The organism is Pseudomonas sp. S1_E05 (genome assembly GCF_056337105.1).
The window spans coordinates 2787118-2803988 of sequence record NZ_JBFRHM010000001.1; the positions used below are offsets into that span (position 1 = coordinate 2787118).

Sequence of the window (16871 nt, forward strand, 5' to 3'; positions counted from 1 at the left end):
TGTCCCTTCAAACTCTTCGATCTGCACAAGCGGCGCAGTGTAGCGCACATGAGGGGTTGTGGCGGAGTGCCCACACAGCGGTTTTTGGCACGAAACCCGCAAAAAAGCAGGTGACGCCGCAAGGGTCAATACTGAGGGAACGTGCTGTTGATCGACAAAATGACTTTTCCTGACCTTTAAGTCAGAAAATCATTGACCCAAAAGTCAGAACTGATAAATTCGGTTCAAGTCGCTTAACAACAATAATGAATCTGCGAGGCCTTCCGTGATCCAGTTTTTACTCAACCAGGAACTTCGAAGCGAGCACGCCCTGGACCCAAACCTGACCGTGCTCAATTACCTGCGCGACCATGTGGGCAAGCCCGGCACCAAAGAAGGCTGCGCCAGCGGTGACTGCGGCGCGTGCACCGTGGTCGTCGGCGAGTTGCAGACCGACGAGACCGGGCGCGAACACATTCGCTATCGCAGCCTCAACGCCTGCCTGACCTTCGTGTCGTCGCTGCACGGCAAACAACTGATCAGCGTCGAAGACCTCAAGCACCAGGGCGAACTGCACAGCGTGCAAAAATCCATGGTCGAGTGCCACGGCTCGCAATGCGGCTTCTGCACACCCGGTTTTGTCATGTCGCTGTTTGCCCTGCAAAAGAACAGCGATGCCCCCGATCCTCACAAGGCCCACGAAGCCCTGGCCGGTAACCTGTGCCGCTGCACCGGCTATCGCCCGATCCTGGAAGCAGCCGAGCAATCGTGCTGCGGGAAAAAGCCTGACCAGTTCGATGCCCGCGAGGCCGAGACCATCACCCGCCTGAAAGCGATCGCCCCCACCGACATCGGCGAACTCAACAGTGGCGACAAACGCTGCCTGGTGCCGCTGACCGTTGCCGACCTGGCAGACCTCTACGACGCCTATCCACAAGCCCGGCTACTGGCCGGCGGCACCGACCTGGCGCTGGAAGTCACGCAGTTTCACCGCACCTTGCCGGTGATGATCTACGTGGGCAATGTCGCCGAAATGAAACGCATCGAGCGCTTCGACGATCGTCTGGAAATCGGCGCTGCCACTGCCCTGTCCGACTGTTACGAGGCCTTGAAGGCCGAGTACCCGGATTTTGGCGAACTACTGCAACGCTTCGCCTCCTTGCAGATCCGCAACCAGGGCACTCTGGGTGGCAACATCGGTAACGCCTCACCGATTGGTGACTCGCCACCGCTGCTGATTGCCCTCGGCGCGCAGATCGTTTTGTGCAAGGGCGACACACGTCGCACCATCGCCCTTGAGGACTACTTCATCGATTACCGGGTCACGGCGCGCCAGGACAGCGAGTTCATCGAGAAGATCATCGTGCCCCGCTCCAGCGCCGAACAGTTGTTCCGGGCGTACAAGGTGTCCAAGCGCCTGGACGATGACATTTCCGCGGTCTGCGCCGCCTTCAACCTGCGTCTGGAAAACGGCGTGATCAGCGATGCTCGCGTGGCCTTCGGCGGCATGGCCGCGATCCCCAAACGCGCCAATGCCTGCGAAACCGTATTGCGGGGCGCACCGTTCAACAGCATCACGGTGGAGCGTGCCTGTGCCGCCCTCGCCGAGGATTTCACGCCGCTCTCGGACTTCCGCGCCAGCAAGGAATATCGCCTGCTCAGCGCCCAGAACCTGCTGCGCAAATACTTCATCGAACTGCAAACGCCGCACATCGAGACCCGGGTGACCGCTTATGTCTAATCATCACGTCGTAGAGAAGACCCAGGCTGAACTGGCGCAATTGTTCGCGCAGGACCTGACCACCGGTGTCGGCCGCAGCGTCAAGCACGACAGCGCCGCCAAGCATGTGTCCGGCGAAGCGCAGTACATCGACGACCGCCTCGAATTCCCCAATCAGCTGCACGTTTATGCACGCCTGTCGGACCGCGCCCATGCCCGGATCATCAGCATCGACACCACCCCCTGCTATGCCTTCGAAGGTGTGCGCATCGCCATCACCCACGAAGACGTACCGGGTCTGAAAGACATCGGCCCCCTGCTGCCGGGCGATCCGTTGCTGGCCATCGACACCGTGCAATTCGTCGGCCAGCCGGTGGTGGCTGTCGCCGCCAGGGATCTGGAAACCGCGCGCAAGGCCGCCATGGCCGCGATCATCGAATACGAAGACCTGGAACCGGTGCTGGACGTCGTCGAAGCCCTGCGCAAACGCCACTTCGTGCTCGACAGCCACACCCATCAGCGCGGCGATTCGGCCGGCGCATTAGCCACAGCCGAACACCGTCTACAGGGCACCTTGCACATCGGCGGCCAGGAACACTTCTACCTGGAAACCCAGATCTCGTCGGTGATGCCGACCGAAGACGGCGGCATGATTGTGTACTGCTCGACGCAGAACCCGACCGAAGTGCAGAAGCTCGTCGCCGAAGTGCTCGACGTGTCGATGAACAAGATCGTGGTCGACATGCGCCGAATGGGAGGCGGCTTCGGTGGCAAGGAAACCCAGGCCGCCAGCCCGGCGTGCCTGTGCGCGGTCATCGCCCACCTCACCGGCCAGCCAACCAAGATGCGCCTGCCGCGCGTCGAAGACATGCTGATGACCGGTAAGCGCCACCCTTTCTATGTCGAATACGATGTCGGCTTCGACAGCACCGGCCGCCTGCACGGCATTGCCCTGGAACTGGCCGGCAACTGCGGGTGCTCGCCGGACCTGTCGGCCTCGATCGTCGACCGGGCCATGTTTCACTCGGACAATTCGTATTACCTGGGCGATGCCACCATCAACGGCCATCGCTGCAAGACCAATACCGCGTCGAACACCGCCTACCGTGGTTTCGGCGGTCCGCAAGGCATGGTCGCCATCGAGGAAGTGATGGACGCCATCTCTCGTCACCTCGGCCTCGACCCACTGGCCGTACGCAAGGCCAACTATTACGGTAAGACCGAGCGCAACGTCACCCATTACTACCAGACCGTCGAGCACAACATGCTCGAGGAAATGACCGCCGAACTGGAAGAAAGCAGCCAGTACGCCGAGCGCCGCGAAGCGATCCGCCGTTACAACGCCAACAGCCCGATCCTGAAAAAAGGCCTGGCGCTGACCCCGGTAAAATTCGGCATTTCCTTCACCGCCAGTTTCCTCAACCAGGCAGGCGCCCTGGTGCACGTGTACACCGACGGCAGCATCCATCTGAATCACGGCGGCACCGAGATGGGCCAGGGCTTGAACACCAAGGTCGCGCAGGTGGTGGCCGAAGTCTTCCAGGTGGAAATGGACCGCGTGCAGATCACCGCCACCAACACCGACAAAGTACCGAACACCTCGCCGACCGCTGCGTCCAGTGGCGCCGACCTCAACGGCAAGGCGGCACAGAATGCGGCCGAAACGATCAAGCAGCGCCTGGTGGAATTCGCCGCGCGACACTACAAGGTCAGCGAAGAAGATGTGGTCTTTCACAACGGTCACGTGCGGGTTCGCGATCACATCCTCACCTTCGAGGCGTTGATCCAGCAGGCGTACTTCGCCCAGGTGTCGCTGTCGAGCACCGGTTTCTACAAGACCCCGAAAATCTACTACGACCGCAGCCAGGCGCGTGGCCGGCCGTTCTACTACTTCGCCTTCGGTGCGGCGTGCTGCGAAGTGCTGGTCGACACCCTGACCGGCGAATACAAGATGCTGCGAACCGACATCCTCCACGACGTCGGCGCCTCGCTGAACCCGGCCATCGACATCGGCCAGGTCGAGGGCGGCTTCATCCAGGGCATGGGCTGGCTGACCATGGAAGAGCTGGTGTGGAACAACAAGGGCAAGCTGATGACCAACGGCCCGGCCAGCTACAAGATCCCGGCCGTGGCGGACATGCCGCTGGACCTGCGAGTGAAGCTGGTGGAAAACCGCAAGAACCCCGAAGACACGGTGTTCCACTCCAAGGCCGTGGGGGAACCACCGTTCATGCTCGGCATCGCTGCATGGTGCGCGATCAAGGATGCGGTGGCGAGCCTCGGTGATTACAAACATCAACCGAAGATCGATGCGCCGGCGACGCCGGAGCGGGTGTTGTGGGGCTGCGAGCAGATGCGGCAGTTGAAGGCGGTCAAGGCTGACGAGACTGAAACCGAGATGGCTTCGCTCTGAGACCGAGGTGACCCCATCGCTGGCAAGCCAGCTCCTACAGGGATCTTCTGCGCACCATGGATCTCTGTAGGAGCGGGCTTGCCCGCGATGAGGCCCGAACAAACAACGATGTTGTAGGGGTGAAACATGTACAACTGGATCGACGCCCTCGCCGACCTGCAAAACCGCGGCGAACCCTGCGTGCTGGTGACCATCATCGAAGAGCAGGGCTCGACGCCGCGCAATGCTGGCTCGAAGATGGTCATCAGCGCCCGCCATGCGTTCGACACCATCGGTGGCGGACACCTGGAATACAAGGCCATGCACATCGCCCGCGAGATGCTCGCCAGTGGCAAACAAAACACCCACCTGGAGCGTTTCAGCCTGGGGGCCAGCCTTGGCCAGTGCTGCGGTGGCGTCACCGTGCTGCTGTTCGAACCAATGGGCCAGGTCCAGGCGCAGATCGCCGTGTTCGGCGCCGGGCATGTCGGCCGAGCGCTTGTGCCGCTGCTGGCCAGCCTGCCTTGCCGGGTGCGCTGGATCGACTCGCGGGAAGACGAGTTCCCGGAGCAGATCCCCCACGGCGTGCGCAAGATCGTCAGCGAAGAGCCCGTGGATGAAATCGACGACCTGCCCGCCGGCAGCTACTGCATCGTCATGACCCACAACCACTCACTCGACCTGGAACTCACGGCGGCAATCCTCAAGCGCAATGACTTCACCTACTTCGGCCTGATCGGTTCGAAGACCAAACGGGTGAAGTTCGAACACCGCCTGCGCGACCGGGGTTTCGACGCCGCCGTCCTGCAACGCATGCGCTGCCCGATGGGCATCGGCGAGGTCAAGGGCAAATTGCCGGTGGAAATCGCTGTCTCCATCGCCGGCGAAATCATCGCCACCTATAACGCGAACTTCGGGCAGCAAACATCCAGTGCCGAACCGATCGCCAAGCTGCTGCCGGTGTCGCGCCGCAGTCAAACCGCACAACTTAAAGCCTCGAACTGAGAACCTTATGCCTCTGACTCGCAAAGCCTACCGCGCCGCCATCCTGCACAGCATCGCCGACCCCGCCGAAGTGGGGATCGAAGCGTCCTATGAGTATTTCGAGGACGGCTTGCTGGTGGTCGATAACGGCCAGATCACCGCCCTCGGCCACGCCAGCGAACTGCTGCCGACCCTGCCGACCGATATCGAGATCAACCATTACCAGGATGCGCTGATCACCCCGGGTTTCATCGACACCCATATCCACCTGCCGCAAACCGGCATGGTCGGCGCCTACGGCGAGCAACTGCTGGACTGGCTCAACACCTACACCTTCCCCTGCGAAAGCCAGTTCGCTGACAAGGCCCACGCTGACCAGGTCGCCGACATCTTCGTCAAGGAACTGCTGCGCAACGGCACCACCACCGCGCTGGTATTTGGTAGCGTGCACCCACAGTCGGTGAGTTCGTTCTTCGAGGTCGCCGAGCGCCTGGACCTGCGCATGATCGCCGGCAAGGTGATGATGGACCGCAACGCCCCGGACTACCTGACTGACACCGCCGAATCCAGCTACGTCGAAAGCAAGGCGCTGATCGAACGCTGGCACGGCAAGGGTCGCCTGCACTATGCGGTGACCCCCCGCTTCGCGCCGACCAGCACCCCGGAGCAACTGACCCTTGCTGGTCAGTTGCTCAGCGAGTACCCGGGCCTGTACATGCAGACCCACATCAGTGAAAACCTCAAGGAAGTCGAGTGGGTCAAAGCGCTGTTCCCGGAGCGCAAGGGCTACCTCGACGTCTACGACCACTATCAGTTGCTGGGCGAGCGCTCGGTGTTCGCCCACGGCGTGCACCTGTGCGACGACGAATGTGCGCGCCTGGCGCAAACCGGTTCGGCGATTGCGTTCTGCCCGACCTCGAACTTCTTCCTCGGCAGCGGCCTGTTCAACCTGCCAATGGCCGAGAAACATAAAGTGAATGTGGGCCTGGGCACGGACGTTGGCGGCGGCACCAGTTTCTCGCTGCTGCAAACCCTGAATGAGGCATACAAGGTCATGCAATTGCAGGGCGCACGCCTGAGCCCGTTCAAGTCGCTGTACCTGGCGACCCTCGGCGGCGCCCGCGCACTGCGCCTCGAGGACCGCATCGGTAACCTGCAACCGGGCAGCGACGCCGACTTCCTGGTCCTCGATTACAACGCCACCCCGCTACTCGCCTACCGCTTGCAGCAGGCGAAGAACATTGCCGAGACGTTGTTTGTGCTGATGACGCTGGGGGATGACCGTACGGTGGCGCAGACGTATGCGGCGGGGAATCTGGTGCATCAGCGGTAAGGTTTTTCAAGCATAAAAAATCCCCCGCTACCTTTTTTCAGTCCGGGGGATTTTTTGTGTCCGTCAGGCCGTCATCGCGGGCAAGCCCGCTCCTACAGGTGCTCACAATGCTCTGTAGGAGCGGGCTTGCCCGCGATGAAAGCGACGCGGTGCCAGATCAGATCTTGGCCGGCGACCGCCCCGCCTTCTTGGTCTGCAACAGATGCGAGAACACCGCATGCAGATCGTCCGAAGCACTCTCCTCGTCGAGGTTGAGCTTGCTGTCGATGTGATTCATGTGGTGCATCATCAAATCCACCGCCCGCTCGGTGTCACGCGCTTCGATGGCATCGATCAGTTGTGTGTGTTCATCGTAGGAACAGTGGGAACGGTTGCCGCTTTCATACTGGGCGATGATCAGCGAGGTTTGGGACACCAGGCTGCGCTGGAAGCTGATCAATGGGGCATTCTTCGCCGCCTCGGCGAGCTTGAGGTGGAACTCGCCCGACAAACGAATGCCAGCACCCCGATCGCCACGGGAAAAGCTGTCGCGTTCGTCGTTGACCATTTGGCGCAACTCGGCGAGCTCTTCGGCATTGGCATGTTGCACAGCCAATTCGGTGATTGCACGTTCGACCAGACGCCGGGCGAAGAACACCTGCCGCGCTTCTTCAACACTCGGGCTTGCCACCACGGCGCCACGATTCGGTCGCAACAGCACAACCCCCTCATGCGCCAGACGCGACAGCGCACGGCGGATGATGGTGCGACTGACCCCGAAAATTTCCCCCAGCGCTTCTTCGCTCAACTTGGTGCCGGGCGCCAGGCGCTGTTCAAGGATGGCCTCGAAAATATGCGCGTAGACAATATCGTCCTGGGTTCCGCTGCGGCCGGCTTTGCCTGCTCGCGGTTGTTTCTTGAGGGGTTGCAACTGTTCGTTCATGGGCACTCGGGTCGGGAGAACGGCGGCGAATTGACCTTGACTGTAATACGACACAGCGGGTCGCTGGCAAGTATCGCGTAAAAAACACGGCGATTGTACACAATGGATGGTGGCAACACGACTGTACGGCTGTTTGTCGCACCGGCTGTATGGCAATGCCTGCTTACATTTGAGTTTAGTCTTTAAACCCCGCTCAGCCTCCCCCGCCCCTGCTCCCCTGTAGGAGCGAGCATGCTCGCGCCTACAGGGGACAGTGGACGGGCGGGAAATTCATCAAGATCAGGAACACCGCCGTCATGAACGACGCTATACACACGCCGCTGCGCCCCTTGGCCGATACGTCACCGTCGGCCATCGTCGCCGGTTTCATCGCGATGATGACCGGCTACACCAGTTCGTTGGTGCTGATGTTCCAGGCCGGGCAAGCGGCCGGGCTGACCAGCGGGCAGATTTCCTCGTGGATCTGGGCGATCTCCATCGGGATGGCGGTCTGCTCCATCGGCCTGTCCCTGCGTTATCGCACCCCCATCACCATCGCCTGGTCGACCCCGGGCGCGGCACTGCTGATCACCAGCCTCGGCGGGGTCAGCTATGGCGAGGCCATCGGCGCCTATATGACCTGTGCGGTGCTGGTGACCATCTGCGGCCTGACCGGCAGCTTCGAACGCCTGGTGAAGAAGATCCCGGCGTCATTGGCGGCAGCCTTGCTGGCGGGGATTCTGTTCAAGATCGGCAGCGAAATCTTCGTCGCTGCCCAGCATCGAACCGCCCTGGTACTGGGGATGTTTTTCTCCTACCTGGTGGTCAAGCGCCTGTCACCGCGCTACGCCGTACTGGCCGCGCTGCTGATCGGCACCGCATTGTCCGGGCTGATGGGGCTGCTGGATTTCAGCGCGTTTCATCTGGAAGTGGCGACACCCGTCTGGACCACACCGCACTTTTCCCTGGCCGCGACCATCAGCATCGGTATCCCGCTGTTCGTGGTCGCCATGACCTCGCAGAACATGCCGGGCATCGCCGTACTGCGCGCCGACGGTTACCAGGTCCCGGCTTCACCGTTGATCACGACCACGGGCATCGCCTCGCTGCTGCTGGCACCGTTCGGTTCCCACGGCATCAACCTGGCCGCCATCAGCGCAGCCATCTGTACCGGGCCCCATGCCCACGAAGATCGCCACAAACGTTACACGGCGGCCGTCTGGTGCGGGATTTTCTACGGCATCGCCGGGGTCTTCGGCGCGACGCTGGCGGCGCTGTTTGCCGCGTTGCCCAAGGAACTGGTGCTGTCGATTGCCGCACTGGCGTTGTTCGGTTCGATCATCAATGGCCTGAGCATCGCCATGAGCGAAGCGAAGGAGCGGGAAGCGGCGCTGATCACCTTCATGGTCACGGCGTCGGGCATGACGCTGTTTTCCATCGGTTCGGCGTTCTGGGGAATTATTGCGGGGGTGGTGACGCTGGTGATTCTTAACTGGAAAAAGCAGCTTTAAGCTGCAAGCTACAAGCTACTAGCTACTAGCTACTAGCTACTAGCTACAAGCCGAATCAGCTTGCCGCTTGCCGCTTGCAGCTTGCCGCTGCCATCAAGCCTTATTGATTGGCTTTTCCGGGTACCAGACATCGATCAACGGGCTGACAGTCACTTCGGTCAGTTCGCTGCGGCCTTTGAGCCAGGCTTCAACGGCAGCGCGCTGCTCTTCGGATACCGAGCCACGCTTCTGCAGGCAAACCAGACCGAAGTCGTCGCCGCCCACGTAGCCCAGACCGTTGGCTTCCATGGCTTCTTTGAGGAACGCGTCGAGGAAGGCGTCGATGGCTTCATCAGCCAAATCTTCCTTGAACTCCAGGTTCAGTTCGAAACCCAGCTCTTGAAATTCATCGACGCACAGTTTTTTGCGCAGACGCTGGGAACGGTTAGTCGCCATTGGAACAATCCTCAAAAGTATTAACGGCCGGCACTTTACCAGTTTAAGCAGGCAATTGCCCGGTTCTCTGGGCGAGAGCAGTGACCGCCGGTAAAAAAATAGCGGATCAGGGCACCTGCGCACGGCACAAGCCGCTACACCTTGGGGCATAATGCGGACACTTTAATGTCACTGAGGGACTTTATTTTCATGCCCTCGTATTTTTCCCCTCGGCTGTAGGGTTTTATTTCACATGATCAAATCTTTGCGTCCATTGTTACTGGCCAGCCTTCTTCTCCCCCTGGCCCTCCCCGCTTCTGCCGCCGCCATCAATACCGCGCTGACCCCCAACGTCGAAAAGGCCCTGAAGGCCAGCAAGCTGCCAGACAACGCCCTGTCGCTGGTGATGATCCCGCTCACCGGCCCAGGCACCCCGACCATTTTCAATGCCGACGTCTCGGTCAACCCGGCTTCGACCATGAAGCTTGTGACCACCTACGCCGCCCTGGAAATGCTCGGCCCGAACCACCAGTGGAAAACCGAGTTCTACACCGACGGCACCCTGAGTGGCGGCATCCTCAACGGCAACCTCTACCTCAAGGGTGGCGGTGATCCGAAGCTGAACATGGAAAAACTGTGGCTGCTGATGCGCGACCTGCGCGCCAACGGTGTGACCCAAGTAACCGGCAACCTGGTGCTGGATCGCGGCTTCTTCGTGCAACCACAGTTGCCCGAGTTCAACGATGACGGCAATGACGAGAATAAACCGTTCCTGGTCAAGCCCGATTCGCTGCTGGTCAACCTCAAGGCTCTGCGTTTCGTGGCCCGTAATGACAACGGCCGCGTGCTGGTGTCGGTGGAACCACCGATTGCCAGCATCCGCATCGAAAATCAGGTCAAGGCGCTCAACTCCAAGCAATGCACAGGCGGCGTGCGCTACAACCCCGTGACGCAGCCTGACGGTTCAGTGACCGTGACCGTCGGCGGTCAATTGGGCGACGGCTGCAGCTCGCAGACCTACCTGTCGCTGCTCGATCACGCGACCTACACCGCCGGTGCCGTGCGGGCGATCTGGAAGGAACTGGGAGGCAGCATCCAGGGCAAGGATGTGCTGGCCGCCACGCCTAAAGACGCCAAGGTCATCGCCCGGGCATTTTCCCCGGACCTGGCGGAAATCATCCGCGACATCAACAAATACAGTAACAACACCATGGCCCAGCAACTGTTCCTGAGCCTGGGGCAGAAGTTCCGCACCGAGGCCGACGGCGACGACGCCAGGGCTGCCCAGCGCGTGGTGCGTCAGTGGCTGGCGAAGAAAGGCATCACCGCGCCACACCTGGTGATGGAAAACGGTTCCGGCCTGTCGCGCGCCGAGCGTGTCAGCGCTCGGGAAATGGCCGCGATGCTGCAAGCGGCCTGGCATAGCCCATACGCCGCCGAGTTCATCAGCTCGATGCCGATTGCCGGCACTGACGGCACCATGCGCAAACGCCTGAAAACCACGGCGATGCGCGGTGAAGCCCACGTCAAGACCGGCACCCTGAACACCGTACGCGCGATTTCCGGCTTCAGCCGCGACGTCAACGGCAATACCTGGGCGGTGGTGGCGATCCTCAACGACAAGGCCCCGTTCGGCGCTTCGTCGGTATTGGATCAGGTGCTGCTGGACCTGTATCGCCAGCCGAAATTGCCTGAGACGGCGTCGGTGTTGTAACCGGCGCCCAGCCGATGCTCGCGCCCGCAAAAACACCACCGAACCTGTAGGAGCGAGCTTGCTCGCGATTGCGGTCAGTCATTCGACATCTCCATGACTGACACAACGCCATCGCGAGCAAGCTCGCGCCTACAGGAACGGCGGCAACCTAGTTGATCTCGCCCTCCACCCGATCTCTGCCGGCCTGCTTCGCCGCGTACACCCCCGAGTCGGCGCGCAGCAAGAGCGCGTCCGCGCCCTCGCCCACCCGCCAGCTGGCAATGCCGAAACTGGCCGTGACGGTCCCGACTTCGTCGATCGGCGTACTGCGCAGCCCCTGCCACAGCTCCAACGCCAACAGATGGGCCTTCTCGCCGTCGATGTCGGGGCACAGCACCATGAATTCCTCGCCGCCCAGGCGACAGAACACGTCGGTGCGCCGCAGCCGGTGACCGATGCGCTCGCAGACCGCCTGCAACACCCGGTCACCCACAGCATGGCCGTGCTGGTCGTTGATGCGCTTGAAGTGATCGATGTCCAGCATGATCACCGACAACTCGCCGCCGCCCCGCTCGACCCGAGCCATTTCGGTGGTCAGGCGCTCCTGGAAGTAACGACGGTTGTGAATGCCGGTCAGGGCGTCGGTCACCGACAGCGCCCTGAGTTCTTCCTCGACCCGCTTCAGGTCCGAGATGTCCGAGATGTAGCCGTGCCAGAGCACGCCGCCACCGGGCAGCTCCTCCGGCGTCGCCTCGCCACGCACCCAGCGCAGGCCGCTGGTGGGCAGCAGCACGCGGTATTCCTCGCGCCAAGGGCTGAGCGTGTCCGCCGACGCACGGATCGAGGCGCGGACCCGTGAGATGTCCTGGGGATGAATTCGGGTGAAGATCGATTCGGCGTTGAGCAGCAACACCTCCGGGTCCAATTCGTAGATCTCGCGGATGCCGTCACTGGCGTAGATCACGCTGAAGCGTCCGTCGAACTCCATTTTGAACTGATAGATGCCGCCGGGCAGGTGAGCGCTCAGTTTCTTCAATAGCAGATCCCGTGCCGCCAGGGCCTCATGCACGCGCTTGCGCTCGGTGACGTCGATGCAGATTGCCAGGTGCCCGACCCACAGCCCTTGTTCGTCGAGCACCGGCGTAGCCAGCATGTTCACCGTCAGATGGCTACCATCGCTGCGCACCAGGGTCCACTCCCGCGCCTCGTGCCCGCCCTGCTCGCCACCTTCGACCAGCATCGCCTGGCACGTCGGGATCGGTTTGCCGTACCGTGCGCTCAACTCCGCCGAGCGCGCTTCGAGCTCCCGGGGCAGCAGGAGATTTTCCAGGGTCATGTGCCCCACCACGCCGAGGCTGGAGTAGCCAAGCATCTGCTCCGCCCCGGCATTGAACGTGCTGATGACACCGCGCAAATCCGTGGCGATGATCGCCACCTGGGTCGCGGCGTCCAACACGCCACGCAATTGGCCGTGAGTACCGCGCAGCTCCTGCTCGCGGTCACGCAACTCCTGAGTGCGCTGTTCGACCATTTTCAACGCCCGTTGACGCTGGCTCACCAGCACATAAAGCAACGCACTGAGCAACAGGCTGAGCAGGCCCCCAAGGATCACCAGACTGTTCACCGAGGAATGGTTGGCCCGCAGGAAGGCCTCGCTGGGCTGGATGTCGACCTGATACTCGTGGTCAGCGATCCGCAATTCCCGGGTTGCCGCCAGTTCGCTGTCGGCGGGGCCGCTGGGGGATTCGTAAAGCACTTCATGCTGATCGCCGACAGACAGATCGAGGATGCGGACCGACAGGTAATCGCGGCTGGCTTCCGGCAGGTCCTCAGCCAGCAACTGGCGCATGCTGATCACCGCCATCACATAGCCGAAGGGTTTGCTGTCGGGACTGCTGTTGCGCAGGATGACCGGCGCCACCAGTAGCACGCCCCGTGCGTAGGCTGGGTCAATGCTGACCAGATGCATCGGTTGCGAAACGGCCATCTGCCCGTGCCGGTCCGCCCGTTCAAGGGTGTCGCGGCGCAGCGGTTGTGCCAGCAGGTCGTAACCCAGCGGCGCGCCGAGTTTGCTTTGGGTTTCGCTGTAGAGCACCGGCACATACTCATCGCGCTCAGCCGCCAGTTGCAGTTGCCCGTCGGCGTTCAGTTCGCGAATGGTGAAATCGGCATAGCCCTCGGCGCGTACCCGGCGCTCGAACTCGGCGCGCTCGGGACCACTGACCCGCAGCGCAAACGAATAAGCCTGGGTGCGGCGCAGCAGGGGTTTGGTGTAGCCATTGAATTCCTCGCGCTGGACCGCATCGGAATTGATGAAAAACCGGCGGAGCCCATCAAGGCGTTGCTCCTGGTCTTCGAAACGTTCGGTGATGCGGCTGTAACGTTCACTGGCCAGCAGTTGGAAACGTTGCCGCAGTTGCTGCTGAAAGAGGTTGAGGGTCGACCAGGCCAGCAGGCCCGTAAGGACCGCGCCGACAATCAATACCAGCAGCGCGACCATCCAGGCCGAAGCGTCTTCACTGATAAAACCCAGTATCTTGGGGCGCACGGAGTACAACGACATAAAGGCCACTCAAAACGCCAGGTGCTGGAAATGCGCATTGGCCATGTCTTGAGTTATAGCTATTAGCCATCAATTTGGCCAGTACTCGCCGATGGGTGAAACTCAGTTCCCCTGTAGGAGCGAGCATGCTCGCGATGGTCGTCAACGATAACGCGGGGCGCCTGACACCCAGCGGTGTTTTTGAATCCATCGCGAGCATGCTCGCTCCTACAGGAGCATCAGCATCAACGCAGCGTGATCTTCCACGCCCGGTGAATCTTCGCATTACGGCCAAAATCCGGGTCGAGGGTCTGTGCCGTGATTTCCTCGACGGCATAACGCTCGCTGAGGTTGGGCTCCAGCTCGAACTTGCGGAAGTTGTTGGAGAAGTACAGCACGCCACCGGGCGCCAGACGGGCCATCGCCAGGTCGATCAGTTGCACCTGGTCACGCTGCACGTCGAACACACCTTCCATGCGCTTGGAGTTGGAGAAGGTCGGCGGGTCGATGAAGATCAGGTCGTACTCGTCACGGCTGGATTCAAGCCAGGCCATCACATCACCCTGCTCCAGGCGGTTCTTGTCGGAGAAACCGTTCAGCGACAGATTACGACGCGCCCAGTCCAGGTAAGTTTTCGACAGGTCGACACTCGTGGTGCTGCGCGCTCCGCCCTTGGCCGCGTGCACGCTGGCGGTCGCGGTGTAGCAGAACAGATTGAGGAAGCGTTTGCCGGCGGCCTCTTTCTGAATGCGCATGCGCATTGGACGGTGGTCGAGGAACAGCCCGGTGTCGAGGTAGTCGGTAAGATTCACCAGCAGCTTGATGCCGCCCTCGTTGACCTCGACGAACTTGCCCTGCGCCGCCTGGCGCTCGTACTGCTTCGTACCGCTCTGGCGTTCGCGACGCTTGACCACCACGCGGCTCTTGTCGATGTTCAGCGCCTGCGGAATAGCCGCCAACGCGTCAAACATGCGTGCCGAGGCTTTTTCCGGGTCAATGGACTTCGGCGCGGCATATTCCTGCACATGCACCCAATCCTGGTACAGGTCGATGGCCATGGAGTATTCCGGCATGTCGGCATCGTAGACACGATAGCAGTCGATGCCTTCACGCTTGACCCACTTGCCCAGCGCCTTGAGATTTTTCTGCAGTCGGTTGGCGAACATCTGCCCGCCTTCGCTCAAGCGCGGTTGCTCGATCACCACCGGCGCCGGTTTGATCGGGTTGCCATTCTTGTTGTACTGGCGTTCTTGCGGCACGTCCGGGGTTTGATCGTAAGCTGCCTGCTCACGCTCGACCTGACGCTGCTCGGGCGTGCGACGCTCGCCGGTGACGAACTGGTCAGGCGTGACCTTGATCAAGAGCAGCTTGCACGGTAAGGCGCCGTTCCAGAACGAATACTGTTTGTGGCTGCGGATACCCATGCGCTTGCCCAGATCCGGGGCGCCGGTGAACACCGCGGCTTCCCAATTCAGGCATGCTTGGCGCAGACGTTCGCCGAGGTTCTGGTAGAGATAGAGCAGGCTCGCCTCGTCACCCAAACGCTCACCGTACGGAGGGTTACAGATCACCAGGCCTTTCTGGTTCTGGTCAGGACGTGGCTCAAACGTCGCGACTTCGCCCTGGTAGATCTTGATCCACTCGCTCAGGCCCGCACGCTCGACGTTGTTGCGCCCCGGTTGAATCAGGCGCGGGTCGGCTTCGTAACCGCGAATCCACAGCGGCGGTTTGGCCAGGCCAGCGGCGGCACGTTCAACCGCTTCTTCATGGAGTTTTTTCCACAGCGCCGGCACGTGGCCGAGCCAGGCGGTGAAGCCCCACTGTTCACGACGCAGGTTCGGTGCCATGTCGGCGGCGATCATCGCTGCTTCAACGAGGAACGTACCGACACCGCACATCGGGTCGGCCAGCGCGCCGCCTTCGGCCGCGATACGCGGCCAGCCGGAACGGATCAGGATCGCCGCCGCCAGGTTTTCCTTCAGCGGTGCCGCGCCCTGCTGCAGGCGATAACCGCGCTGGTGCAGGCTGTGGCCGGAGAGGTCGAGGGAAAGGATCGCTTCGCCACGGTCCAGGCGCAGGTGAACGCGCAGGTCCGGGTTGAGTTTGTCGATGGACGGACGATCACCTTGCGGGGTGCGTAATTTGTCGACGATGGCGTCCTTGACCTTCAAGGCGCCGAAGTGGGTGTTGTCGATCCCCGAACCGTGGCCGCTGAATTCCACTGCCAGGGTGCCATCGCTGAGCATGTGGTCTTGCCACTCGATGTCGAGTACGCCGTGATACAGGTCCTCGGCATCTTTCATCGGGAAACGCTTGAGCACCAGCAGCACCCGGTTTGCCAGGCGCGACCACAGGCACAGGCGATAGGCCGCTTCCATCGTGGCCATGCCGCGCACGGCCGAGGTGTGTTCGCGAGCTTCTTCAAGGCCAAGCCCGACGGCTTCCTCGATGAGCAGGCCTTCAAGGCCTTTGGGGCAAGTGAGGAAGAGTTCGAAACGATCGGACATGGTGATTCAGAGCCTTTGGCAGAGTGGACCGACAACGCGTTGCCGGACCGGTTTTCAATCAGGCGCTTTTCTCAGAGAGCGCCCGCGTGGCACGAAGGTGTGCCGACCCACCCGTGCTGCTCGGGTTAGAAGAGCTTAGATGCACGGACAGATAAAAAAGTTGATGCAACAAAATGTCATAACGCGACCCTTCGTCGCATGACGCGCGATTTAACACGAGCCATTCTCACTGGAGGATTACCGTCATCATCTCGTGGGGGGCCGATCATACAGGGGTTTGACCGATAAAGACCCAACAAACATTGAGTTACTTATGGCCTTAGCATCTTTATCGTTACGTCCTTATGACAAAACGATCATTCCCTCGATGTGACGTATTGGTTAGAACTCAACACAGGTTGACGCCACAACTGACGTCAACACCTTGGCTCGCCACGCCGGCAGCGAGCCACCAACGGCAGAAATTTCTGCCAGACCTCGATTGAGGTCAACGCGATAAAAACAGTCAACAAGTGAGGGCTACACCCTATGAGAAGACTTAAGCGTGATCCGTTGGAAAGAGCATTTTTGCGCGGATATCAATATGGCGTAGGTGGCAAATCCCGTGAGCTTTGCCCTTTTACTCTACCGTCAGTACGCCAAGCCTGGATCAACGGCTGGCGAGAAGGACGCGGCGACAACTGGGACGGTATGACCGGCACTGCGGGTATCCACAGACTCAACGAACTTCACGCCGTCGGCTGACACAGGGCACTTAATTCCGACACGACAACCTGATTACGTTTCGACTTACCACGCACGCCCCATCCGGGCGGCGGGCTTCGGCCCAGGGGCTCCTTCGAGGAGCCCTTTTTTATGCCTGCCCCCCTTACTGTAGGAGCGGGCTCGTCGAGGC

11 protein-coding genes are annotated in these 16871 nt (G+C 61.1%); 7 read left to right on the forward strand and 4 right to left on the reverse strand.

Features of this window, described 5'->3' with window-relative positions; all coding sequences use genetic code 11:
- The first annotated feature begins 265 nt into the window (after positions 1-265).
- The 4 genes from xdhA to guaD all read left to right on the forward strand — a co-directional run bounded on the left by xdhA (position 266) and on the right by guaD (position 6408).
- A complete protein-coding gene (gene xdhA, locus AB4N33_RS12865; RefSeq protein ID WP_476457475.1) occupies positions 266-1720 on the forward strand; it encodes a xanthine dehydrogenase small subunit in 1455 nt (484 codons plus the stop codon).
- Positions 1713-4112, forward strand: a complete 2400-nt coding sequence (gene xdhB, locus AB4N33_RS12870) for a xanthine dehydrogenase molybdopterin binding subunit (RefSeq protein WP_460116926.1) — start codon at positions 1713-1715, stop codon at positions 4110-4112. Before xdhA ends, xdhB begins: the two co-directional genes overlap by 8 nt.
- A 126-nt stretch (positions 4113-4238) precedes the next feature.
- Entirely contained in the window at positions 4239-5096 is an 858-nt protein-coding gene (gene xdhC, locus AB4N33_RS12875) for a xanthine dehydrogenase accessory protein XdhC (protein ID WP_476457476.1), read from the forward strand.
- 7 nt (positions 5097-5103) lie between these two features.
- Entirely contained in the window at positions 5104-6408 is a 1305-nt protein-coding gene (gene guaD / locus AB4N33_RS12880) for a guanine deaminase (protein ID WP_476457477.1), read from the forward strand.
- Between the two features lie 157 nt (positions 6409-6565).
- Here the strand turns inward: guaD and AB4N33_RS12885 are convergent, their stop codons facing one another.
- Positions 6566-7330 carry a GntR family transcriptional regulator gene (locus AB4N33_RS12885; RefSeq protein WP_460116929.1) on the reverse strand — a complete coding sequence of 255 codons (765 nt, stop codon included), beginning with the start codon at positions 7328-7330 and terminating at the stop codon, positions 6566-6568.
- A 296-nt stretch (positions 7331-7626) separates the two neighbouring features.
- Here AB4N33_RS12885 and AB4N33_RS12890 point away from each other — a divergent pair, with 296 nt between their 5' ends.
- The gene (locus tag AB4N33_RS12890; RefSeq protein WP_460116930.1) at positions 7627-8820 is read left to right on the forward strand and encodes a benzoate/H(+) symporter BenE family transporter; all 1194 of its coding nucleotides are present in this window, start codon (positions 7627-7629) and stop codon (positions 8818-8820) included.
- Positions 8821-8913: 93 nt separating this feature from the next.
- Here the strand turns inward: AB4N33_RS12890 and AB4N33_RS12895 are convergent, their stop codons facing one another.
- Entirely contained in the window at positions 8914-9255 is a 342-nt protein-coding gene (locus AB4N33_RS12895) for a YggL family protein (protein WP_460116931.1), read from the reverse strand.
- A 232-nt stretch (positions 9256-9487) separates the two neighbouring features.
- On the opposite strand from AB4N33_RS12895, the gene dacB reads away from it, so the two are divergent.
- Complete coding sequence (gene dacB, locus AB4N33_RS12900; RefSeq protein WP_460116932.1) at positions 9488-10948, forward strand: D-alanyl-D-alanine carboxypeptidase/D-alanyl-D-alanine endopeptidase; 1461 nt, start codon at positions 9488-9490, stop codon at positions 10946-10948.
- 148 nt (positions 10949-11096) lie between these two features.
- Here the strand turns inward: dacB and AB4N33_RS12905 are convergent, their stop codons facing one another.
- Positions 11097-13490 (reverse strand): sensor domain-containing diguanylate cyclase, encoded by a 2394-nt coding sequence (locus AB4N33_RS12905; protein ID WP_476457478.1) that lies wholly within the window; start codon positions 13488-13490, stop codon positions 11097-11099.
- Between the two features lie 224 nt (positions 13491-13714).
- Positions 13715-15976 carry a bifunctional 23S rRNA (guanine(2069)-N(7))-methyltransferase RlmK/23S rRNA (guanine(2445)-N(2))-methyltransferase RlmL gene (gene rlmKL, locus AB4N33_RS12910; RefSeq protein ID WP_476457479.1) on the reverse strand — a complete coding sequence of 754 codons (2262 nt, stop codon included), beginning with the start codon at positions 15974-15976 and terminating at the stop codon, positions 13715-13717.
- Positions 15977-16504: 528 nt separating this feature from the next.
- On the opposite strand from rlmKL, the gene rmf reads away from it, so the two are divergent.
- Positions 16505-16720, forward strand: coding sequence for a ribosome modulation factor (gene rmf, locus AB4N33_RS12915; RefSeq protein WP_003223300.1), 216 nt, complete (start codon positions 16505-16507; stop codon positions 16718-16720).
- Positions 16721-16871 lie beyond the last annotated feature (151 nt).